This window comes from Yersinia sp. 2553 StPb PI, from assembly GCF_052217105.1.
Classification (GTDB): domain Bacteria; phylum Pseudomonadota; class Gammaproteobacteria; order Enterobacterales; family Enterobacteriaceae; genus Yersinia; species Yersinia enterocolitica_E.
In genome coordinates, this window is the sequence record NZ_JAZGPX010000002.1 from 1,966,277 (window position 1) to 1,989,498 (window position 23,222).

The window sequence follows — 23,222 nt, forward strand, 5'->3', positions numbered from 1 at the left end:
CTTTTATTCCTCACGCAGGCCACTGACCGCACGTTGCAAAACCAACCGTGCCCGTTCAATCACCGGGCTATCTACCATCTTGCCATTCAGGGAGACCACCCCACGTCCTTCGGCTTCCGCCGCCGCCGCCGCATCGACCACGCGTTGTGCGTGGTGGACTTCCTTCTCGGTCGGGGCATAGAGGTTATGTAGCAGTTCGATTTGCCGTGGGTTAATCAGCGATTTGCCATCAAAGCCCAGTTGTTTGATCAATGCGGCTTCCTGCAAAAAACCGGCTTCGTTGTTGGCATCGGAATAGACGGTATCGAAAGCCTGAATTCCAACAGCGCGGGCCGCCTGCAAAATTGAACAGCGCGCAAACAGCAGCTCAATACCTTCTGGTGAGCGCTCGGTACGCAAGTTACGCACATAGTCCTCTGCACCTAATGCAATCCCCATCAGGCGCGGAGATGCCTGTGCAATAGCCAGTGCCTGAGTAATCCCTTGTGCTGACTCAATCGCGGCCAGCAGACCTGTACTGCCAACGTCACGGCCGCATTCCGACTCGATACGGCTGATCTCGCGCGCCATATCGGTCACATCTTGCGCACAGTCAGTTTTGGGCAGACGTACAATATCGGCCCCCCCTCGGACCACCGCTTCCAAATCGGCCAGTCCGTAGGCTGAGTCCAACGCATTGACTCGCACAATGGTTTCCACATCTTGATAAAGCGGGTGTTGCAAGGCGTGATAGACCAAACGTCGGGCGGCATCTTTTTCGCGCAGAATAACCGAGTCTTCCAGATCGAACATCAATGCATCAGCCTGATAAATAAAGGCATTGCTTACCATTGCAGCATTAGCGCCAGGAACAAATAACATGCTGCGACGCATTCTGTTTTTCATTTCAGGTTTCATCACGATACTCTCCATGGCAGAATTTTTTCGTCACTTGCCCTGAGTAGCGCGGTTTCCAACCGAGCCTGCAACACGCAATCCAGTGCGCCTTTATCGTCAATAATCAGTTGCACTCCGCTTAGCCGATACTGTTCCAACAGTGCCAAAACACTGTAACGAATAGCTTCACCAAACTGCTTATCCACACTGCTATGTATTTGCAGATCTATTTCGGGTGGATTTAATGGCGCAATGCGCACCATCACGTCGCTCGACTCCAGTGTTCCGGCGACGGCCTCTCTGATAATTTTCATTTTTCACCTGATTAACTTGTCTTCAAATTCGAGATTGCTGATCTACGTATCTGCACCTATCTTTGTGCCCTGCTTTATTCGACTAAAACAGGGCTGGATCCTTTGCTGAAGCTACCTTTTTTGCCCGCTGCGCCAGCAGGCGTTGTAGATAGTGGCAGGTGGCGGGGGGGACCAATTTACGAATGGTTTCGCCATCCCCCTGAGCCAGTAATTTGCGTACCCAAGAGGCAGAAATAGCGGTGTTGTGATATTTAAGGCGCTCAATTTCTACCAGTGAGATGGGGGGATAGACTAATAACGGGGTTTCCAGCCAGTAGCTCATGTCATGGTTATATTTGGCGGTCACGGTACAAAACGGTTCGGTACCAACAAAGCGGTGAGTGACACCCAATGCCGGGGCCAAATATTGACGGAATATCTTCAGATCGATTTCGGTATAACAGTCATCGGCCACACCTTGATCTTTAATGAAATAACACGGGAAAGTGGCACGAGAGATCATATATTCCGAGCCTGGATGCACGGTAAGATTGGCAATATCCTCGGTGCCACTGAGCACTAATTGCAGGCGATCTTCATAAGGGAAACGCGAGTTATCTTCTTTCACCAAAAACAGGTGCAACCAATCACACTGTGCCGCGGCCTGGCGGACTAAATATTGATGCCCACGGGTAAACGGATTGGCATTCATTACAATGCTGCCAATTTTTTGTCCCGGTTGGCGTAACTGGCTTAGTTGTTTGGCATAACGCTGCAAGCGGCAGGCGCTATTTTCCATCAACACCACAATACCGGGGACACTGGCTATCGGATAAAAGCCACAGGTTTTAAATAAGTCTTCATTCTTGGTCTTGGTATAAATAAACAGATGGCTATGGTGACGTTCATAGGCCAAATTGACCAGTTCGGTCGCCAGGGTCAGCGCCAATCCTTCCCCCCTAACCTGCTCACTGATTGCCACGCATTTGATAATATTGCCGGCAATCCCGCCACAGGCCACGAGTTGTTCATTACGGCTTACGGTAATAAATACGTCAACAGTGGTATCTATATTCAGATCGTTTGCACGCAAGAAACGTGTTATTTCTGCAATTTGCTGATGCTCTGAACGATTAATTTGACTAAATACCGTATCCATAATTCACTCTCTAGCATAACGTTTATATAACAAATAAAACACAAGTTAAACTCCCGATAATCAGGCAAGTCAAAGCGTGCGATTTAAATTAAAAATTCACATAAAAACAACAATATAAAATAACCATTTAAAAACTGATTTTTAATTCCAATTAATTTACGACCACATGCTAAACATAAAAATAGCGTGGTTAATTGACCTATTTCACATATAAGAGAGTAAATATAAGTTATTTAATGGTTTTAATTTCTTTAATTATTAATATTATTTTTTATTTCTCTTAGCTATTTAATTATTGCTTAAATTCACTTATGTTAATGCCTGTGCTAATGGTCCATATGTTAATTAAGGTGAGTAGCATGCCCAGTTCCTCTTCAGGTTCTTCCCCATTACGCAAATTAAAATGGCACGGCCTGAAATGGAGTCGCTTGAAGAATATTGCCTTCCCGCTGCGTATATTTTTGCTGCTATTAACCGTCTCGATCATTTTGGTTGGTACACTTGATCGTTTTCTGAGCCACAGTTTTGAACAATATTTACTGGATCAGGTCAGTAAAACCGCGATGAATCAGGCCAAGATTATCGCCGCGATGGATTCGGTGGTGGATGCAGTAAAACGCCGCGATAAAGCTCAGTTAGCACAAATTGTGGGGCGGTTAGGTGATACCTCAGATCTTGATTATCTGGTGATTGGCGATACTCAGTCGATTCGTCTGTATCACCCTAATCCGCAAATGATTGGTTATCCGATGCAATGGACGAAACCCGGTGCGCTGGAACGAGGTGAAAGTTATATCATTTTCGGTAAAGGCTCGATGGGGGAAGCGATGCGGGCCAAAACCCCGATCCGTGACGAACACGGACAAATCATCGGGGTCGTTTCTCTGGGCTACCTCATCAGCAAGATTGACCACTGGCGACTCATTTATCTGCTGCCACTCACTCACTCGTTTATCATGGTGCTGATTGTATTGCTATTGCTGTCATGGCTGTTTGCACACCACATCCGCCGACAAATGATGGGAATGGAGCCGAAAGAGATAGCGCGGGTATTGCGCCAACAAGAAGCCTTGTTTGGTGCCGTATTTGAAGGGCTGCTGGCGGTTGATCCTGAGGGAAGGATCACTGCAATCAATCAAAATGCGCGTAAAATGCTGCACATCTCCGCCACACCACAACAGTTAATAGGTTGCAACGTCAGTGAAGTGGTCTCACCTGACCATTTCTTCCTCGATCAAACCGGCGATAACCGTCAGGATGAGCTATGTACCTTTAATGGCTTGAATACTATCGCCAATCGGGCGGGTATTTGGTCTGAAGAGGGGGTGTTTCAAGGCTGGGTGGTGAGCTTTCGTAGCCAGGATGATATTCATACTCTTAGCGTCCAACTGAGCCAGATTAAGCAATATGTCGAGAATCTGCGCACGGTACGCCATGAACACTTGAACTGGATGTCAACCATCAGTGGGTTATTGCAGATGAAAGAGTTTGATCGGGCGCTTGAGATGGTAAAAACCGAGTCTTCATCCCATCAGGCTCTGATTGATATGTTACGTACCGCGTTCAGTAACCGGCAAATTGCCGCTTTACTCTTCGGTAAATACCACCGGGCCAAGGAGTTAGGGCTGAGCTTGAACTTTATTCCCGGTTGCCAGTTGGGCATACTGCCGCCCACCATCGGGGAGAACGAATTGGCTGCCATCATGGGGAATTTACTGGATAACGCTTTTGAGGCTAGCTTGAAGAACCCGGAATGCGATAAACAGGTTGAGATTTACCTCTCTGATGAAGGGGATAACTTGATTTTGGAGGTTGCCGACCACGGTTGCGGTATCGATCCACAACTGCAAGATAGCTTATTCGAACGCGGTATCAGCTCTAAAAATTCAGACGAACACGGGATCGGCCTGTACCTGGTAGCCACCTATGTTCAGCAAAGTGGCGGCACCATTACGATAGAAGAAAATCCGCCGCGCGGCACCTTATTTACGGTCTTTATTCCGAAGACGCGTTGATCTCAAAGATGAGGAGATCCCATGGAATGGCTTAATATTTTAGTGGTAGAAGACGAAACACCGCTGGCAGAGATGCATGCAGAATTTATCAAACAAAGCAGCTATTGCCACGAAGTTTGGCTCGCGGGTAACTTGCAACAAGCCCGCAGCATGGTGACGCGTTTCAAGCCTGATTTGATTTTGCTGGATAACTATCTGCCCGATGGTAGTGGCCTGGAATTACTGCGTGAGATGACCTTACAGGGTTTCTCTGGTGGCATTATTTTCGTCACTGCTGCCAGCGATAGTGAGACGGTATCTGAAGCAATCCGTTATGGGGTTTTTGATTACCTGATTAAACCGGTAGCCTATGAGCGGTTGGAGCAGTCATTAGCCCGTTACAGCCACCGCCATCAGGTATTACAAGATGGTACCAAGGTTAATCAGCGCCAGATCGATGAAATGTATAATACCTATGCCCGTGGTGAACAGAAAGTGACGCTACCATTAGGCATAGACCAGATGACATTGGACAAAATCCAAACCCTATTCAGTGATAACACGGCGGAGTACACCGCAGAAACTGTCGCCCAGGTTCTGGGATTAAGCCGTACTACGGCACGCCGTTATCTGGAGTTCTGTGCCACTAATCAGGCCCTACAGGCAGAAATTATTTATGGCAAGGTGGGTCGGCCACAGCGGATTTATCGCAGTAAAAAATCAGCGTAGTTGGCACGGCTCTCCACTCGACAGCAAAGGCGTTCCACCGTCAATCACGTGGAGCGCTTCATTTCTCAGATAATAATTGCCTAGTTAATAATCAGATTTTTCCTGCATCTGTTAAGCCTCTAACATTTTTGATAACAATTATTGCTACAACAAAGATTGATGAGCATCATGCAGGCTAGGTTCCGTAATACAGAAAAATCATGATTAATGTTGCATTGATAGATGACCATATTGTCGTCCGCTCTGGGTTTGCCCAACTGCTCTCGCTGGAAAAAGATATTCGCATTATTGGTGAATATGGTTCGGCAGCGCAGGCGTGGGCCGAACTACCGAATATCGATGTGCATGTTACCGTTATGGATATTTCGATGCCGGATGAAAGCGGGCTAAGTCTGCTCAAACGTCTGCGTCAAACCATGCCTCATTTTCGCGCAATTATTCTGAGTATTTATGACACCACCGCCTTTGTGCAAAGTGCGATGGATGCGGGTGCCAGCGGCTATCTGACTAAACGCTGTGGGCCGGATGAATTGGTTCAGGCGCTGCGGACGGTCAATGGCGGCGGCCTCTATCTGTGTGCCGACGCACTGCGAGCACTGCGTTATATACCACAACATCCGCCACAACTGGCAATATTAACGCCACGCGAGAAAGAGGTTTTCCAATTGTTAATCAATGGAATCAGTGTTAAATCCATTGCCGAGCAATTGTCACTCAGCCACAAAACCGTCCACGTCCATCGAGCCAATATTCTGGGCAAACTCAACTGTGAAACCACTGTCGAACTAGTGCATTTTGCCCTACAGCATCAGTTGTTGGCAGGTAACTAAGTATGTTGCAGCTACGGTCGGTGGGGCTATCGCTGTTTCTGACCATCTTCTATTCTCTGAGTTGGCTCGCCCTGTGGACCATCAGTTTTTATCTCAGTAATGACGGTTTACACGCCGTTTTACTGCTGCCGCAAGGGCTACGGCTGGCCTTAATGATTCTGCTACCTCGCCGTTATTGGCCGGTACTGCTGCTGGCCGAATCTGGGATGTTGTGGTGGTTGTATAGCGAAAAGTTACAAGTTACGGCCTTAATTGTGCTTTCATCGGCGCTGAGTTTATTGCCCGCCTGGCTGAGTCAACGTTTCTGGCATCACTACACCCTTTATTGGCAACGGCTGTTACTTTTACTCACGGCGGTGACGGGCAACAGCTTACTGCACGGCTTCGTACTGGGTTTTTGGCTACCTTTATCGTTAACGCAGACCCTGCTTGCCACCTTTACCGGCGGTATTTTGCTAGTCCCCTTTACCTATCTTATCTATGAATATTTAAAGCAGCAGCACATCCGTAACCTGTTTTCCCAACAGATGCCCGATCCGCCGCTGCGTACCTCGCTACTGATTTGGTGCTCGCTTATTTTTGCCATTGGCGTGTGTATACAGGTTGCTATTACGCCGAATATGGAGCGCCTGTTGCTGATTTTTGTTTTTCTGCCCAATGTGTTTATGGCTTACAAATTCGGTTGGCAAGGGGGGGTATTGGCTGCGGTATTAGGCAGCCTGATGATAACAGTCACCCGTCAGGCCAGTGGCGCGTTTCATGACCTGGCGGAACTGGAGCTGTTCCTCTCGACCCAAGCCCTGCTGGGGATGACGCTGGGTATCGCTATCAGCCGTCAGCAGCAACTGACACAACATCTGCACCGTTACCGCAATCAGTTAGAACAAGAATTACAAACTCGCCGCAAACTAATGGAGCGGTTGGTGCATACCGAGGAGGATGTGCGCAAAGAGATTGCACGCGAGTTGCATGATGAGATTGGTCAGAATATCACTGCAATTCAAATCCAGGCGATGTTAGTCAACCGCAGCGCCCCCTCCGCGGCAGCGCAATCCGCAGCAAATCAGATAAGCACCCTGTCGCAACGTATTCATCAAACCACGCGCCAACTGTTACGCCAGTTACGTCCGCCAGTTCTGGATGAAATGCCGCTGGATCAAGCACTGCACCATCTGGCTGAAGAATTTGCTTTTGCCGAGCAAGGTATCAACTTCCAACTGGATTATGCGCTGCCACCCGACCCTGGTGAAGATGCAGTGATATTCACCCTGTATCGATTGGTGCAGGAGTTATTGAACAATATTAATAAGCATGCCAAGGCACACAATATTCACGTCAGCCTGCGCATCGGTAACAATATCATCACGCTGGACGTGCGCGATGATGGCATGGGTATTCCGGTACAACCGCCTGGAGGTGGTTTTGGCCTGCGTGGCATTGAAGAACGGGTGCGCGCACTGGGGGGAGACTGGTTACTGCAACGCCGGCTAGGTACCCGGGTGGTGGTCAATCTACCCACTCACGTCCGCAGTAATGACACTGTGAACCTGCCCACAAAATTGAATCAAAAGTCTTCATAAATAAGCATTATTCCTAGCCGCCTAAAACCTTGTCTCATCTCTTTCACTTTCACCTTCCCTACACTCAACTCACTTACTGGAGGAATCCATGCCTGCATCGTACACGTCGTCGAAGACTTTACCCCCCGAGCCTTTGACGCCGGAACAGGTGAATGCGCGTTATCGCTATTGGCGGCCGCGCCTGATGGCCGCCATGGTGATGGGTTACGCCGCCTTTTATTTAACGCGTAAAAGTGTCAATTACGCGATGCCAGTGATGCAACTGGAACTGGGGTTGGACAAAGGGGATATCGGCTTACTCGGCACCCTGTTTTACCTGGCTTACGGCGGTTCTAAATTTGTCTCCGGTATCGTCAGCGACCGGACTCAAGCCCGCTGGATTATGGGCATCGGCCTGATGATGACCGGGGTGCTGAATGTGGTGTTCACCCTATGCCACACCCTACCCGCACTGTTAATTGTGTGGACCTTGAATGGCTTCTTTCAGGGATGGGGCTGGCCGCCATGCGCCAAATTGCTCAGCACATGGTATTCACGCAGTGAACGCGGTAGCTGGTGGGGATGCTGGAATACCTCTATCAGCATCGGGGGGGCGGCAGTGCCTCTGCTGTCTGCCTTTCTGGCTTCGCACTATGGCTGGCAAGCCGCACTACTGGTACCGGGTGCGATAGGCATCGTATTAGGGATTTGGCTGTGCTGGCAGTTGTGCGATAAGCCGCAACAGCAAGGTTTGCCGACTATCGGCCAATGGCGGCGCGATCCACAGGATCAATGGCAGGAGCAACAAAGCCCGCCGATGCCGATGGGGCGTATTTTACGTGATGCCATTTTAGGTAATCGCACCATCTGGTTGCTGGGGGTCTCTTATGTGCTGGTCTATTTGATCCGCATTGCTCTCAACGACTGGGGCAATATCTGGCTGGCGGAGAGCCATGGGGTCAATTTGCTCAGTGCCAATGCCACGTTGTCGTTATTTGAGTTAGGTGGATTATTTGGCGCGCTGTTTGCTGGCTGGGGATCAGATCTGTTATTTCGTGGTCAACGGGCACCGATGATTTTGTTATTCGCGCTGGGGTTATTTCTGACTATGACCGCGCTGTGGTTGGCACCGGTACATAACTATCCGCTGCTGTCAGTGACATTTTTCAGTATCGGTTTTTTTGTTTTCGGGCCGCAAATGCTCATTGGATTGGCGGCAACGGAATATACCCATAAAGACGCCGCCGGTACGGTCACTGGATTTCTCGGATTATTTGCCTACCTCGGTGCAGCACTCGCGGGATGGCCACTGGCGCAAGTATTGCAACATTATGGCTGGCAAGGCTTTTTTGCCTTACTGACGTTGGCATCAGCCGGGGTTGGGTTGCTATTAATGCCGCTATTAATGACCGGTATGAATTTGTCGGGGTTGGAACCCGCGCAAAAGAGATTCGCCCCACAAGATAAAGATAATCTTTAGCCCGCAATGGAACGCAGGTGAGTAGCACCTAAAAAAGAAAATAAAACAGTACCTTACGTGAAGTCAGCACGACCTCTACCCTACAACATCAGCCCGACCTGTCACCCCGTATCGGCGACAAAAAGGGATAAAAGGATAATGTTATGAAACTCGCACCACTCTCAGTTCTGATTGCCGCCGGCCTCGCCCTGAGCGCCTTGACTACTGTCGCCAAAGCCGAAGGCCGTCTGGTGATTTATTGCAGTGCCACCAATGCGATGTGTGAAGAAGAAGCCAAAGCCTTTGGGGCAAAATACGATGTAAAAACCAGCTTTATTCGTAATGGTTCCGGCAGCACGCTGGCCAAAGTGGATGCTGAGAAAAAGAACCCGCAGGCCGATGTTTGGTATGGCGGCACTCTGGATCCACAATCTCAAGCGGGTGAAATGGACCTGCTCTATCCTTACCAGTCACCTAATCTGGCGCAAATAATGCCGCAGTTCCGTGATCCGGCCAAACGCAAAGGTAACTACTCTTCAGCGGTTTACATCGGCATTTTAGGCATGGGCGTGAATACCGACCGCTTGAAAGAAAAAGGTCTGCCAGAGCCAAAATGTTGGAAAGACCTGACCAACCCAGTTTACAAAGGTGAAATTCAGATTGCTGATCCACAAAGCTCCGGTACCGCCTACACCGCGTTGGCAACTTTTTCACAATTATGGGGTGAAGATGCCGCCTTCGATTACCTGAAAAAACTGAATGCCAACGTGTCGCAATACACCAAATCCGGTATTGCCCCGGCCCGGAATGCTGCCCGTGGCGAAACCACAATTGGTATTGGCTTCCTGCACGACTACTCGCTGGAAAAAGAGAAAGGTGCACCGTTGAAATTGATCTCGCCATGTGAGGGTTCCGGCTATGAAATCGGCGGAGTCAGTATCCTAAAGGGCGCTCGTAATCTGGATAATGCCAAGTTATTTGTTGATTGGGTGTTGTCAAAAGAGGCACAAGAACTGGCATGGCAGAAGGGCCAGTCCTACCAGATTCTGACCAATACCACGGCGGCAACCTCACCTAACTCGCTCAAGTTGGATGATCTGAAGCTGATTAACTACGACATGGACACTTATGGTGCCACAGAAATGCGTAAGAAGCTGATCACCAAGTGGGTCAACGACGTCAAGATGGGCCAATAAAAGCCCACAAAGGACTCCTACTCATATAAATAATTTATTTCTATAACCGAGTCATTGGCGTTGCAGCAAGGCAGCAAATGAATAACAGATCGGTCGGGGACCGGTTTGCATAGCATTTATGCCGGTTCGCAAGGTAAGCGAACATTGCTGTAACGCCAGGGACAAAGGGTATCTGGGGAACACCATGACACATGCACATGCTCTGCGGCTCCCGCAGACACGGGATGCTATTTTCTATTGGCTGGCTTTCGCCGTGGCTGCTTTTGCCCTATTGCCCGCGTTTAGCCTGGATTACGGCCTGCTTGAGGCCAGTCGTTCGGAGCTACTGGCCTCTTATGGTTGGTCTGGCCTTAATATCAGTACGCTGTGGTTTGGCCTGCCGTTACTGCTGCTTTTCAGGCCATTGTCACCCGTTGGTCGCGAACATCGCTACCGCCATCTGTTTGATGCAGGCTATGCCTTATTCTGCGCACTGCTGGTGGTGGTAAGCTCAGCCTGGCTCGGGCGCGGGTTAGGATTTGCCACTATCGGGCTGTTTATCGCTCTGGGGGCAATCATTACTCTGGCGCTGGCGCGCCTTGAATGGCTGGGTGGTGACCGTTTTGTACTCGGATCACTGGTGACTATCATTGCCCTGATCACCGTTTTTATTCTGTTCCCCAGTATTGCCATTTTTATCCCGATCTTTACCGATGAGAGTGGCGCTTTTGCACCGTGGCAGTTTATGGCAATCCTCGGTCAAGCGCATATCCTGCAAGTTATCTGGAATTCGTTCCTGCTGTCGGTGGCGGTTGGCATAGGTTGTACCTTTTTCGGTATGGTGCTGGCTATCTATACCACGCGTATTGCCAAACGCTCCGCTTTGCTGGGGCGCATCTTCTCAATTCTGCCTATTGTTACCCCACCCTTTGTCGTCGGGCTGGGTGTAACCTTGATGATGGGCCGCTCCGGCTATGTGACAGAGTTGATGGTCACTTGGTTCGGACTGACCAATACCAACTGGTTATATGGCTTCACCGGCATCTGGCTGGCACAAGTTTTAGCCTTTACGCCGATGTCATTTATGATCCTCGATGGCGCAATCAAAACTATCCACCCGTCGCTGGAGGAAGCCTCTTATACCTTGCGGGCCAGCCGTTGGCAGACCTTTATGCAGGTGTTTTTACCCTTGCTAAAACCGGCATTGGCCAACTCATTCCTAATCGTCATTGTGCAATCACTGGCTGATTTCAGTAACCCATTAGTGTTGGGTGGTAACTTTGACGTGCTGGCTACCCAAATCTACTTCTATATCACTGGTGCACAACTTGACTATCCAGCAGCCTCCACGCTGGGGGTTATCTTGCTGATGTTTTCACTGTTTATCTTCTGCATTCAGTATATGTGGATAGGTAAACGCTCTTACGTCACCATTTCTGGTAAGTCTTCTCGGGGCGATGTCCAGCCATTACCGGTATCACTGGTGTGGGGCACCACCGCCATGCTGTATGTGTGGATTGCCTTTAACGTCTTACTGTATGGCAGCATTTTCTACGGCAGTTTCACCGTCAACTGGGGGGTCGATTACACCCTGACGCTGAATAACTTTAATCAGCTATTTGGTCAAGGTTTCAGTGACGGCGCATGGCCTTCTCTGCTCGATACGCTGCTCTATGCGGGTATTGCTGCCCCTATCACCGCCGCCTTTGGTCTGCTGATTGCCTATATCGTGGTGCGCCAACAGTTCCGTGGTAAAAAAACCATCGAATTCAGCACCATGTTGTGCTTCGCGGTACCGGGTACGGTCGCGGGGGTGTCCTATATTCTGGCCTTTAACAGTGCCCCGGTGTACCTGACCGGTACTGCCGCCATCGTTATTATCTCTATGGTGATGCGTAATGTGCCGGTAGGGATACGCGCGGGGATTGCCGGGCTGGGACAACTGGATAAATCATTGGATGAGGCATCACTTAGTCTGCGGGCGGGTTCGCTGCGTACGGTGATTTATATTCTACTGCCGTTGCTACGCCCGGCGATTCTATCGGCGCTGATTTACAGTTTTGTGCGCGCCATGACTACCGTCAGTGCCATCGTCTTCCTGGTAACACCTGATACACGGGTCGCCACCTCTTACATCCTTAACCGGGTGGAAGATGGCGAATACGGTATTGCCATCGCTTATGGTTCGATTCTGATTGTGGTCATGCTCGCCATCATCTTCCTGTTTGATTATCTGGTTGGCGAAGCGCGTACTGCCCGCTCGAAAGCCAGTAATGCTGAATAATGACGTACTGATAAGGCTGAATGCTATGTCTACTATAAATACAGTATCTACTCAAAATAATCTGTCAGAGCAAAAGACAGTCACTGGCGATAAGAAACATTTCGTCGAGCTAAAACACGTCACCAAGCGTTTTGGTAGCAATATCGTGATTGACAGTCTCAATCTGGCTATCCCTAAAGGGGAAATGGTCACCCTGCTGGGGCCATCGGGTTGTGGTAAAACCACGGTATTACGGCTGGTTGCCGGGCTAGAAAAACCGTCCGGTGGACAAATCTTTATCGATGGTGAAGATGTGACTGACCGATCTATCCAGCAACGGGATATCTGCATGGTATTCCAGTCCTATGCCTTGTTCCCGCACATGTCACTGGGCGAAAACATTGGCTATGGTCTGAAAATGCTGGGCCGGCCGAAAGATGAGATTAGAGATCGTGTACAAGAAGCCTTAGCGTTAGTCGATTTAGACGGCTTTGCCGATCGCTTCGTGGATCAAATATCCGGTGGGCAGCAGCAACGTGTTGCGCTGGCAAGGGCACTAATCCTCAAACCTAAAGTGCTGCTTTTTGATGAACCGCTCAGTAATCTGGATGCTAATTTGCGCCGCAGCATGCGTGATAAAATTCGAGAATTGCAGCAGCAGTTTAATATTACCTCGCTGTATGTTACCCACGACCAAAGTGAAGCCTTTGCCGTGTCTGATACCGTGCTGGTGATGAATAAAGGTAAAATAATGCAAATTGGTGCGCCACAAGAACTGTATCGCCATCCCGCCTCGCATTTTATGGCCAGTTTCATGGGTGACGCTAACGTCTTTCCAGCCACTATTCACAGCAGTAGCGTTGAAATCTTCGGTTATCACATTCCTAAACCACAGGGATTTGCCGCCCAACGGCAACAGTCCACCGTAGGTGTACGACCAGAGGCTATCACGCTAAGTCAGCAAGGTGAGCCAAGCCAGCGGTGTACTATTAATAAAGTGGCTTATATGGGGCCGCAATATGAGGTACTGGTGGATTGGCAAGGTCAATCTTTGCTATTGCAAGTAAATGCCACACAACTGCAACCCGCCCCCGGTGACAGTTATTATCTGCAAATCCATCCCTATGGCATGTTTGTTCTGGCTGATACGCCCCAGTAGACTTGTTGGCGAGCAGCGTAACAATACGTTGCTCGCTCTTTCGTTAAACAATCGGCCGTTTTTTGCGCAAGGATTGAGCTAAAAGCCAAAATTCTCAATAAGTTGCGCAAACTGTAAGCAAACAATCCAAATTTACTGTTTCCCCTTTGACATGTTCCTCATACCCCGCTATTATTCGCCCCGTTCACACGATTCCTCTGTAGTTCAGTCGGTAGAACGGCGGACTGTTAATCCGTATGTCACTGGTTCGAGTCCAGTCAGAGGAGCCAAATTAGAGAAGCCCGCTTAGGCAACTAAGCGGGCTTTTTATTTTAATCCTGTAGATTCACGCTCCGCCGCAGTTTTGCGATAGTTAATGTATTATCATTAATTGCATTAGGTTACCATCCGCAAACCATTATCAGATAGGACCTATCTCCCTGATATTCATACTAGAATAACCCACACAATAGATTATAGAAGTTTCCTACACCCTACTCTGAAAAGTCGTATATATTTACATTTGGAATTATAAATTAACTATTTCTTCTCTGTTTTTCTGAATAATCTATTTTAAATTTAATAAAAAAATTCCTAATTCGTTTATAATCAATTCACTAGGCAGAATAAGGTTGCGGTGATGAGTTGACTTCAGCGGCTATACATGAGTAAGAATCTTTTCTTGATAATCTATAATTAGAGATTAGAATCACCGAAATAGTACTTTGGGCATCGGCAGCGTGGTTCTTGTTTATCTCGTCTTGGGTAATCATTTGGAGTCGATCGGTGCGAGTGAGGAGCAGTGAATTAACTCTGCGAATCCCAAGATATAACGATTTACGGAGAGAACATGACAAAATCAGTGATGATAGTTGATGACCACCCGGCTATTCGTGTCGCCATTCGTGCATTACTATCACAAAGTAACGAATTTTCAACCATTTACGAATCGGTTGATGGCAGTGAAGCCTTAGAGATTTTAAAAAACAACCCTGTTGATCTGGTTATTATCGATATTGAGTTACCTAACTTCGATGGTTTCTCATTGTTGAAAAAACTACAGCAACGTGGATTTACAGGCAAATCATTATTCTTGTCCGCCAAGAATGAGCAAGTTTTTGCGGTACGGGCATTACAGGCCGGTGCCAACGGTTTCATCAGTAAAAATAAAGATATTAGCGAAATTCTTTTTGCTGCACAGAACGTATTACGTGGGTATTCTTTCTTCCCCTCTGAAACGTTGACCCAATTAGCCGGGCAACCTTCCAGCCATGATCCTGTCAATCGGGCGCGGTTGTTGTCAGAACGAGAAATTAATGTTTTACGTTATCTGGTGAATGGTTTGTCAAATAAACAGATTGCCGACGAAATGTTTATCAGTAACAAAACTGTCAGTACCTATAAAACCCGCATCTTGACCAAATTAGGGCTAAGTTCCGTAATTGAACTGGCAGATTATGCGCATACCCATAATTTGGTATAATTCAGGCGGCTCAGGTTTACCACGGGCAATCTTATCTTTACCGAGTAGGTTATCTTTGCGAATTCTTCTTTACTGTTTGCTGTTGCTTAGCGGGCAGCTTAATGCCGCAATGATGACCGGTCGTCAGGGGTGCGATACTGGGCAGCCATTGACGATACACAGTATCGCTAATAGCTACAGTGAAGACCTATTACTGACACCTTCCACTGACACTCGCCAATCAAGCCGGCGCACGGTGAAAGTGGGGGTGGTCATGGATGCCAATACTCCTTTTGTCGTTAACCGTGATGATAATGCCATTGAAGGTATTGTTGCGGATTACCTGAAAATAATCAGTGATGCCAGCCAATTATCTTTCCAGATGATCGGTTATTGCGATTACGGGTTAGTTTTGAATGCATTGGAAAATGGCCAGATTGACTTAATGGCCGGGACACCTATGCCCCCTCAGCCGGGGCTGATAGCTTCCCATGCCTTCTTTACCAACCGGCATGTCGAAGTTCGCAGCAAAAATTGGGACCCGACCAAACGTACCCACCCAGAAACGGTGGCTATCGTTAATAACGAGCCACTCTCCCCTGAGTTTTTATTTAATTATCATGCCGATAAAATTGTTGCCTACCCCAACCAATTGCAGGGGTTGTTGGCTGTCGCCTATGGTAATGCCGATGTCTTTGTCGCGAATGCCACAACAGCTAACTATCTGATTGATCAGTTACAATTGCTGACGTTGCAAATTCGTAACTTTGCGCCTTATCACCCTGCCCCTTACACATTCCTGGCGAGGGAAAGTAATCAAAAGCTGATTGACTACATTAATCAGATTTTAGAATTATTACCGACCCGCGCGACCGGTGATATTCAGCAACGCTGGTTTGGTAGCAAACATCATTACAATATTGATGCCAAGTTACTGTTGACCGAACAAGAGGTGAGCTGGATTCAGCACCATCCGGTGGTGACTTATGTCGCCCCACTTGATCTGGCACCACTGATATTCCGCGATCGTCAAACCGGACAAATGGCCGGTTTCTCAGTCGATCTTATCGATATTATCGCGCGCCGAACCGGGATTAAATTTGAACCGGTTTATACCAAAGATACCGGTGAAGGGGTGCGTGATTTTATCGCCGGTAAAACCGATTTACTGCCGATTGTAGCCGTTCGCAACGGTATGTATGGTAACAACCTTTACTCCTCACCAGTAGCTCAATCCTTATGGGGAATATTGACGCGCGAAGATCGCCTGGATATCAACAATGTGGCAGATCTAGCAGGAAAGCGCGTGGGGATACAAGCGGGTAGTGCTTCTGGCGGGATTATTGGTAACCCCCTGTTAGCTCAAAAGATTACCTTTGTCCAAGCCCCGGATACCATGACACTGGTGCGTTGGTTGCAGCAAGGTAAAGTGGATGCTGTCGTTAAGAATATGATGACCGCCAACTACCTGTCAGCTCAGAATTTTAGCCCGAATATAAAAACGGTCGCGGTTGCAGGTGAAGAACCGCTGATGATGGCATTTGCCATCCGCCCAGACCTGCCCGAATTAAAAGCCATTATTGATAAAGTAATTGAATCTATTCCACCAGAAGAGTTAGACAACTTAATTAGTGAATGGAGTACCTTCAAGCCTAAGCCAATAAGTTTTGATGAAGACTCATCAGATAATGAATGGCTGATGATGGCGTTGAAAATAAGTTCAGGGCTATTGTTGGTCTTCGGTCTATACCTGTGCTATCTGGTGTTCAATAAGCGCCGCCAGGCCAAGTTGCTACATGCCCGTTTGCTACAGCAAGAATCGATTATCAATGCATTGCCCTTTGCGGTCTTTATTCGTACAACCAATGCCGAGTTAGCCGTTTATAACAGCCACTTTGCTGCGGCTCACCAAGATAAGCTTCACGATTTGCTCAATCAGGATATTGAACAAGCCAACTGGCCGATGACCAGTCCGCTTGATCGCGAGATAGATAAATACTGTCGTTATGTATTACAGGACAGAAAACCACAAATGGTGGATTTATCTCTTGAAATCAATGGTGAGCTACGGGATATCTTCCTATGGATTATTCCACTGGACAATGCCGAACGCAGTTTACTGGGCGGCTGGCTGGACATTAGCCAACGTAAAACCGTTGAGCGTGAGTTAGAAGCGGCCCGTGTCGAAGCCGAAAGCGCCAACCGGACCAAGAGTACGTTCCTTGCCACAATCAGTCATGAACTGCGAACGCCAATGTACGCCATTATGGGCTTATTGGAGCTGGAGATCCGCAGCTCCCAGCCGGTTGATAAAGATACACTGATTACCGTGTCCAAATCAGCTCAATCGTTGATGTTACTGCTTGATGACATCATCGACTCTGCCAAAATTGAAGCCGGCCAACTGAGTGTTCACCCTGCGGTGGTAGATTTCCGCCAGGAAATGGAACGGATGCTGACTATCTATCAACCCATCGCCGATGAGCGTGGGCTTCAATTCTCGGGTTGGCTGGATGACCAAATCCCTCACCTGCTGATGGCAGATATGCTCAGAGTGCGACAAGTGATGGGTAATCTGTTAGGTAACGCGTTGAAATTTACCGAACAAGGTAGTGTTTCGGTGGATGTGACTTGGGAGCCGACGGATGATAAGCATGGCGTAATGAATATCGATATTACCGATACCGGTATTGGTATTTCTCCAGCGGCACAGGCCACGCTGTTCCAACCCTTTAGCCAGGCGAATGAAGGTAAATCACCCCGTTTTGGCGGCTCAGGGCTAGGGCTTTGGATCTGCCATCAATTGATTCATAAAATGGGCGGGCAAATCAGCTTGGAAAGCCAGCTCGGCAAAGGCACCAGTTTGTTTATTACTTTACCACTGGAGATTGCCACTGCTGAGGATTTACCGCCAGATGCGACTATTCTGCATGCCGATGAAAAGCAGTTGGACCAGTTGAAAAATCTACGTGTTCTGGTGGTGGATGACCTTCCGGCCAACCGCCAGTTACTTCAGCAGCAATTGGCCTTTATCGGCATCGAACAGGTGATGAGCGCAGAAAATGGCGCAGAAGCCTGGAAAATATTGCAACATTACAGTTTTGATATCGTCATCACCGATTACAACATGCCGCTGATGAATGGCTATGAACTTGCCGCCCATATCCGCAATAGTCCGGCAATGAAGGAGATGATAATCATTGGCTGTACCGCAGATGCGCGGGAAGAGAGCGTAACTCGCTGTTCTGATGCTGGTATGAATGATTGCATGGTTAAACCGGTGACTATTGACACCTTACGCACTGTTTTGCTCCATCAACAGATTGTCGGTAACGATGTCGAGGCGAATTATCATCACACTACCGGCGACGATGGTCCCAATGCGATGGAGATGAGCCATCAGGAAAATAGGAACTCAGCCGCGGACAACAGTGAGACCCCAAAAACGCAACAGCCCCCTATTGTCGCAGCACAAGATAAATTGAAATCGCTCTCGGGTGGCAGAGCTGAGGTAGAGTTGCAGTTATTACAATCGTTGCTGGAAAGCAATGTGCAGGATACTGCCGCGCTAACGAAACTGTTTGACCATCTGATAACGGATGATAGCAGTACGAATGCTAGCGATATTTATAACGAAATGGCAACGTTGGTGCACCGGATCAAAGGCGCGGTACAACTGATTGATGCGCAAGATCTGGTAGATTGTTGTATCAGATTCGAATCCCTGTTACTCGCTCATGATAGGCCAGCAGTCATTTCACTTGGAGCAGACTATCTGAAACAGTTAACGGAGACTAATCAGTTATTAGTTAAGCTGGTTGCCTCATATGCCGAAATAGATAGCGATACCCCCGATTAAATAAATATTTAAAGAGTGCTTTCATCTAAAGCCCGCCAGTACATACTTGGTGGGCTTTTTTATTTATCAAGTAATCATTCCTGCGTGATAGCAAAAACACAATTTCATATTTAATTAAAACAAACAACATAAGATATTGAAATTAAAATAATTTATAGTTTTTACTTTTTTTAATCGACTAAGTTCCTACACCTTTTGTGGGAAATTTCACATATAAAACAAGGACGCCTCTCATTTTATCTGTCTCTATTTCCCCCTACACTAGCCTCGGCCCGGATACCAAATAGCACAGCTCAATCGCGGCTGACTTTATTCAACTTAATGATCGCTCATTGTGATGAATGCTAGAGGTCTCCGTACAACGAAATATAAATTATAAAATTAAGTAGGAATTAAATGGGAAAGACTCTAATGACGTTGGTGCTACTTACCCTGCCGGGTATGGCGTTAGCTGCAACCTCAAATAACACTATCAAGTTTCAGGGAGAGGTAGCCGAACAGACTTGCATGGTGGATATCAATGGCACAGCTAACACCCCGGTAGTTTTGTTACCAACAGTTTCGACCAGCAACCTGAATCAAGTTAATTCAGTTGCAGGTAAAACCAATTTTACGATTAACCTAACCGGCTGCAATATCGCCATTCAAGACACCAAGATCAGTTCGGTTTTTCAGGGGATGAACGTCACTTCGGCGGGTAATTTGGGCAATGTGGGTACAGCTCAAAATGTTGCTATTCAGTTACTTGATACCAATGGTGCCCCAATTCGCATGTCTGGTGGCAGTGTTGAAGTACCGGGGATCACCTTGGTCGCCGGTGCAACCTCAGCATCACAGGATCTGGCGGCTCAATATATTACGGAAGAAGGTCGTGCGACCGCCGGGAGCGTTATTGCTTCCGCACAATACGCGATCACCTATCCCTGACTATTCATGAGATCCAAGCCATATCATGAATACGTTGCCAATCGGTAACGAAGCCGAAACAAACCAGAAGTATCAAGGATAAGTAATTGCTATGACACTGATTGCCCACAGAATGATCGCCTGCTCGTTGCTGCTGCTCAGCGGCGTACCCTTATGGACGCAAGCCAGTGTTGTCATGACCGGTACTCGTATTATTTATCCCGAAGGTACGCGGGAAAAAGTAATACAGCTCAGTAACAAAGATGACCATCCGAATTTAGTCCAATTATGGATGGACGACGGTAATAACCAGTCTTCGCCATCAAAAAGTGATGTCCCTTTCACACTGACACCACAGATATTCCGTATGGAAGCCCAAAGTGGGCAAGTGGTACGGTTGTCATATATTGAGCGCCATTTACCCAAAGATCGTGAATCAGTTTTCTATCTTAACTTCTTGCAGATCCCCGCGTTAAAAGCAGATAAGCAGACCGAAAACAAACTGGTTTTGATCGTTAATAACCGAATGAAAGTTTTTTACCGCCCTGCGGCATTAAAAGAAAATGTCGATACATTAGGTGAAAAGATACGCGTTACTCTGGATGGCACTAGCGGTGATAAAATCAAGATAAGTAACCCGACGGGTTATTATATCAGCCTGCGTGATGCCAAATTGGTCAGTGATGGGAAAACGATTTCGTTCGCCACCAGTGAGATGTTCTCGCCCAATTCGACCACTGATTTAGCCTTACCCGCTGGGGTTAAGGCCAAAAAGGGCGAAGTGCTGACGCTGAACGTGGTTAATGATTATGGCACCAACATTTCCACGAATTATCATTTGTAGTCCAGCCGTGATGATAATCCAGACGGTGCCCAGTTATAGAGATAACCAGTGAGGTTTGCTCCCTGGTTATCCTATTTGCTAACGCACGGTTTACTGGCGAGCCATTTCGTGTCAGCAGCAGAGCAGAGTAATCAAGACGAATATGTATTTGAGGATGCGTTAGTCCGCGGCTCAGCGCTCGGCTTAGGCTCCATCTCCCGCTTTAATAAAAAAGACTCCTATCAAGAAGGCAAATATCAGGTTGATCTCTATATGAACAACAATTTTGTTGATCGTATAGAAATGATATTTATTGCAAAAAATGATGCGGTTATTCCCTGTTTGTCAGTCGCACTACTGCAACAAGCCGGCGTCACTGAGGAGGCGCTGAAGAACAGCGACCCAAAAGATGACTGTCTGGATTTTAAAACCACCTTGCCGGCCAGTGACTATCGCTTTGATTACGCCAAGTTGCGCTTCGACTTGTCGGTACCACAGCTGTTCGTTAAAAAAGTGCCGCGTGGCTATGTTGACCCCCATAATTTAACCTCGGGGGATACCATTGGTTTCAGCAATTACAACTTGAACCAATATCACGTGGGCTATAACAAAGATGGAATTAAGCGTTCAACCAACTCAACTTATCTCAGCCTAACTAATGGTATCAATGCTGGCATGTGGCGCTTGCGTCAACAGGGTTCATTGCGCTATGACCCTACCCGAGGAGCCGACTGGACCTCTAACCGGCTATACAGCCAACGCGCGCTGCCCGCCATAGGCAGTGAAGTGACCTTGGGCCAAACGTTCAGCGCTGGTCAGTTTTTCTCCAGCTTGGGTTTTAACGGCATCGCATTGGCCACTGATGACCGCATGTTGCCTGAATCGCAACGCGGCTATGCCCCTATTGTGCGAGGGATTGCCAGAACCAATGCCAAAGTCACGGTTTATCAAAACAATCGGTCTATTTACCAAACCACTGTGTCACCAGGACCGTTTGAATTTAATGATTTATCAGCCACCAATTTCGGCGGTGACCTGACGGTAGAAATTCAGGAAGCGGATGGCAGCGTAAGCACCTTTCAGGTGCCATTCTCTTCCGTGCCGGAGTCGTTGCGCCCCGGTTATTCCCGCTATAGCTTCGCCGCTGGGCAAGTGCGGGATCTGAGCAGTAATGAAGTGTTCAGTGAACTGACTTATCAACGAGGGGTCAGTAACGCCATTACCGCCAATACCGGGCTACGCGTGGCATCAGGTTATCAGGCCATCATGCTGGGGGGAGTCTTTACCCACTATATTGGTGCCTTAGGGCTGGATGCTACCTATTCGAATGCCAGGCTAGCGGATGACAACAGTGATGGTGATGAACGGCAGCAGGGCTGGATGGCGCGAGCCTCCTTCAGCCGCACGTTCGAAGCTACCAATACCACATTATCCGTGGCGGGTTACCGCTATTCTACCGAGGGTTATCGCGATTTAAGTGATGTTTTGGGGGTACGTGCAGCCCGTAATGGCAAAGTCTGGAATTCAGATACTTACCGGCAACGCAGCCGGGCAGAAATATCGATGAATCAGAGTTTTAACAGCTACGGTTCTCTGTATTTGACCGCGTCTTCACAGGATTATCGCAATGACCGCAAGCGGGATACACAGTTGCAATTAGGCTATGCCAATACTCTGTGGCGCGATACCAGTTTCAATATTGCGGTCTCACGACAAAAAACCGGGGGCGGCAGCAACGAAACCTCCTTTGTCGACCCCGGTAGCGGCATGCCAGCGGCTAATGGTGCAAATATTCTTGGCATCAGCGAGACTATGGTGCAAATGTCGGTCTCATTCCCATTAGGTGGTAGTGCGCATGCGCCGTATATCTCCGCCGGTGCTGTCAACAGTAAGCTCAGTGGCGCCAGCTATCAGACCTCATTATCCGGTGTGATGGGCGAGGACCAATCCTCCAGTTACAGTATGGATTTTGCCCGCAGTGAACAAACGAAAGAAAACACCTTTAGTGGCAGTTTACAAAAACGGCTTCCTGTCACTAGTCTGAGCGGCAGTGCGTCCAGCAGCCCTGGTTATTGGCAAGGTTCAGCCAGCGCCCGTGGGGCAGTGGCCTTCCATAGTGGCGGTGTCACACTGGGACCTTATCTGAGTGATACTTTTGCCCTGATCGAGGCCAAAGGCGCCAGTGGTGCCAAAGTGATGTATGGCCAAGGTTCAAGTATTGACAGATTTGGCTATGCACTGGTGCCAACACTCACCCCGTATCGCTACAACACCATTACGCTCAATCCTGATGGCATGGATTTCAATACAGAGCTTCAGGATGGTGAGCGGCAAGTTGCCCCCTTTGCCGGCTCAGCAGTGAAAGTCACTTTCCGCACTCTCAGCGGTTACCCGGTACTCATTACCGTCCGGCTGGCTGATGGTAGTCAGTTACCTATGGGCACCGTGGTATACAGCACGACTGCCGACAGCGACAACAGTGCTCAGCAGCAAAAGAACGAGGTTGGTATGGTTGGTCAGGCCAGCCAGGCTTATGTTCGGGCTGAAGGAACCCGAGGCACACTCATTTTAGTATGGGGCGATGCTACCGATGAACGCTGCCAGTTAAATTACGACTTAGGCACGCCCAATAACGATAAACAGTTATATAAACTCGATGCCTTGTGTGTCGTTACCCAGCATTGAATCAGAGAAACA

General features: G+C 48.1%; 16 protein-coding genes and 1 tRNA gene. 14 read left to right on the forward strand and 3 right to left on the reverse strand.

Features of this window, described 5'->3' with window-relative positions:
• Nucleotides 1–3: 3 nt before the first annotated feature.
• From citE to citC, 3 genes are all read right to left on the reverse strand, one after another.
• Nucleotides 4–897 (reverse strand): citrate (pro-3S)-lyase subunit beta, encoded by an 894-nt coding sequence (gene citE, locus V2A84_RS10470; RefSeq protein ID WP_083159213.1) that lies wholly within the window; start codon nucleotides 895–897, stop codon nucleotides 4–6.
• A complete protein-coding gene (citD, locus tag V2A84_RS10475) occupies nucleotides 897–1,190 on the reverse strand; it encodes a citrate lyase acyl carrier protein (RefSeq protein WP_083159214.1) in 294 nt (97 codons plus the stop codon). Before citD ends, citE begins: the two co-directional genes overlap by 1 nt.
• A gap of 82 nt (nucleotides 1,191–1,272) precedes the next feature.
• Complete coding sequence (citC, locus tag V2A84_RS10480; RefSeq protein WP_083159215.1) at nucleotides 1,273–2,328, reverse strand: [citrate (pro-3S)-lyase] ligase; 1,056 nt, start codon at nucleotides 2,326–2,328, stop codon at nucleotides 1,273–1,275.
• Between the two features lie 338 nt (nucleotides 2,329–2,666).
• Between citC and dpiB the strand changes: the two genes are divergently transcribed.
• From dpiB to V2A84_RS10550, 14 genes are all read left to right on the forward strand, one after another.
• Entirely contained in the window at nucleotides 2,667–4,343 is a 1,677-nt protein-coding gene (dpiB, locus tag V2A84_RS10485) for a sensor histidine kinase DpiB (RefSeq protein WP_372558563.1), read from the forward strand.
• A 21-nt stretch (nucleotides 4,344–4,364) separates the two neighbouring features.
• A complete protein-coding gene (gene dpiA / locus V2A84_RS10490) occupies nucleotides 4,365–5,051 on the forward strand; it encodes a two-component response regulator DpiA (protein WP_083159217.1) in 687 nt (228 codons plus the stop codon).
• 200 nt (nucleotides 5,052–5,251) lie between these two features.
• Nucleotides 5,252–5,881 carry a response regulator gene (locus tag V2A84_RS10495; RefSeq protein ID WP_083159218.1) on the forward strand — a complete coding sequence of 210 codons (630 nt, stop codon included), beginning with the start codon at nucleotides 5,252–5,254 and terminating at the stop codon, nucleotides 5,879–5,881.
• 2 nt (nucleotides 5,882–5,883) lie between these two features.
• A complete protein-coding gene (locus tag V2A84_RS10500) occupies nucleotides 5,884–7,461 on the forward strand; it encodes an MASE1 domain-containing sensor histidine kinase (protein WP_083159219.1) in 1,578 nt (525 codons plus the stop codon).
• A gap of 88 nt (nucleotides 7,462–7,549) precedes the next feature.
• Complete coding sequence (gene uhpC / locus V2A84_RS10505) at nucleotides 7,550–8,920, forward strand: MFS transporter family glucose-6-phosphate receptor UhpC (protein WP_083159220.1); 1,371 nt, start codon at nucleotides 7,550–7,552, stop codon at nucleotides 8,918–8,920.
• Between the two features lie 143 nt (nucleotides 8,921–9,063).
• On the forward strand, nucleotides 9,064–10,095 hold the full coding sequence (locus V2A84_RS10510; protein WP_083159221.1) for an ABC transporter substrate-binding protein: 1,032 nt from the start codon (nucleotides 9,064–9,066) through the stop codon (nucleotides 10,093–10,095).
• 184 nt (nucleotides 10,096–10,279) lie between these two features.
• Nucleotides 10,280–12,358 carry an ABC transporter permease gene (locus V2A84_RS10515; RefSeq protein ID WP_083159222.1) on the forward strand — a complete coding sequence of 693 codons (2,079 nt, stop codon included), beginning with the start codon at nucleotides 10,280–10,282 and terminating at the stop codon, nucleotides 12,356–12,358.
• 25 nt (nucleotides 12,359–12,383) lie between these two features.
• Nucleotides 12,384–13,496 (forward strand): ferric ABC transporter ATP-binding protein, encoded by a 1,113-nt coding sequence (gene fbpC, locus V2A84_RS10520; protein WP_227746542.1) that lies wholly within the window; start codon nucleotides 12,384–12,386, stop codon nucleotides 13,494–13,496.
• A gap of 193 nt (nucleotides 13,497–13,689) precedes the next feature.
• A tRNA-Asn gene (locus V2A84_RS10525) sits at nucleotides 13,690–13,765 on the forward strand.
• A 560-nt stretch (nucleotides 13,766–14,325) separates the two neighbouring features.
• On the forward strand, nucleotides 14,326–14,958 hold the full coding sequence (locus tag V2A84_RS10530; RefSeq protein WP_004705218.1) for a response regulator: 633 nt from the start codon (nucleotides 14,326–14,328) through the stop codon (nucleotides 14,956–14,958).
• Nucleotides 14,959–15,037: 79 nt separating this feature from the next.
• The gene (locus V2A84_RS10535; protein WP_193784825.1) at nucleotides 15,038–18,796 is read left to right on the forward strand and encodes an ATP-binding protein; all 3,759 of its coding nucleotides are present in this window, start codon (nucleotides 15,038–15,040) and stop codon (nucleotides 18,794–18,796) included.
• 396 nt (nucleotides 18,797–19,192) lie between these two features.
• Nucleotides 19,193–19,723 (forward strand): fimbrial protein, encoded by a 531-nt coding sequence (locus V2A84_RS10540; protein WP_083159224.1) that lies wholly within the window; start codon nucleotides 19,193–19,195, stop codon nucleotides 19,721–19,723.
• Between the two features lie 91 nt (nucleotides 19,724–19,814).
• Nucleotides 19,815–20,546, forward strand: coding sequence for a fimbrial biogenesis chaperone (locus V2A84_RS10545; protein ID WP_083159225.1), 732 nt, complete (start codon nucleotides 19,815–19,817; stop codon nucleotides 20,544–20,546).
• A 48-nt stretch (nucleotides 20,547–20,594) separates the two neighbouring features.
• Complete coding sequence (locus tag V2A84_RS10550; protein WP_442848805.1) at nucleotides 20,595–23,210, forward strand: fimbria/pilus outer membrane usher protein; 2,616 nt, start codon at nucleotides 20,595–20,597, stop codon at nucleotides 23,208–23,210.
• The last annotated feature ends 12 nt before the right edge of the window (nucleotides 23,211–23,222 follow it).

Bases quoted from the DNA above. Each gene is read 5' to 3' on its own strand.
- citE (WP_083159213.1), bottom strand. From the start codon at position 897: ATGAAACCTGAAATGAAAAACAGAATGCGTCGCAGCATGTTATTTGTT.
- citD (WP_083159214.1), bottom strand. From the start codon at position 1,190: ATGAAAATTATCAGAGAGGCCGTCGCCGGAACACTGGAGTCGAGCGAC.
- citC (WP_083159215.1), bottom strand. From the start codon at position 2,328: ATGGATACGGTATTTAGTCAAATTAATCGTTCAGAGCATCAGCAAATT.
- dpiB (WP_372558563.1), top strand. From the start codon at position 2,667: ATGTTAATTAAGGTGAGTAGCATGCCCAGTTCCTCTTCAGGTTCTTCC.
- dpiA (WP_083159217.1), top strand. From the start codon at position 4,365: ATGGAATGGCTTAATATTTTAGTGGTAGAAGACGAAACACCGCTGGCA.
- V2A84_RS10495 (WP_083159218.1), top strand. From the start codon at position 5,252: ATGATTAATGTTGCATTGATAGATGACCATATTGTCGTCCGCTCTGGG.
- V2A84_RS10500 (WP_083159219.1), top strand. From the start codon at position 5,884: ATGTTGCAGCTACGGTCGGTGGGGCTATCGCTGTTTCTGACCATCTTC.
- uhpC (WP_083159220.1), top strand. From the start codon at position 7,550: ATGCCTGCATCGTACACGTCGTCGAAGACTTTACCCCCCGAGCCTTTG.
- V2A84_RS10510 (WP_083159221.1), top strand. From the start codon at position 9,064: ATGAAACTCGCACCACTCTCAGTTCTGATTGCCGCCGGCCTCGCCCTG.
- V2A84_RS10515 (WP_083159222.1), top strand. From the start codon at position 10,280: ATGACACATGCACATGCTCTGCGGCTCCCGCAGACACGGGATGCTATT.
- fbpC (WP_227746542.1), top strand. From the start codon at position 12,384: ATGTCTACTATAAATACAGTATCTACTCAAAATAATCTGTCAGAGCAA.
- V2A84_RS10530 (WP_004705218.1), top strand. From the start codon at position 14,326: ATGACAAAATCAGTGATGATAGTTGATGACCACCCGGCTATTCGTGTC.
- V2A84_RS10540 (WP_083159224.1), top strand. From the start codon at position 19,193: ATGGGAAAGACTCTAATGACGTTGGTGCTACTTACCCTGCCGGGTATG.
- V2A84_RS10545 (WP_083159225.1), top strand. From the start codon at position 19,815: ATGACACTGATTGCCCACAGAATGATCGCCTGCTCGTTGCTGCTGCTC.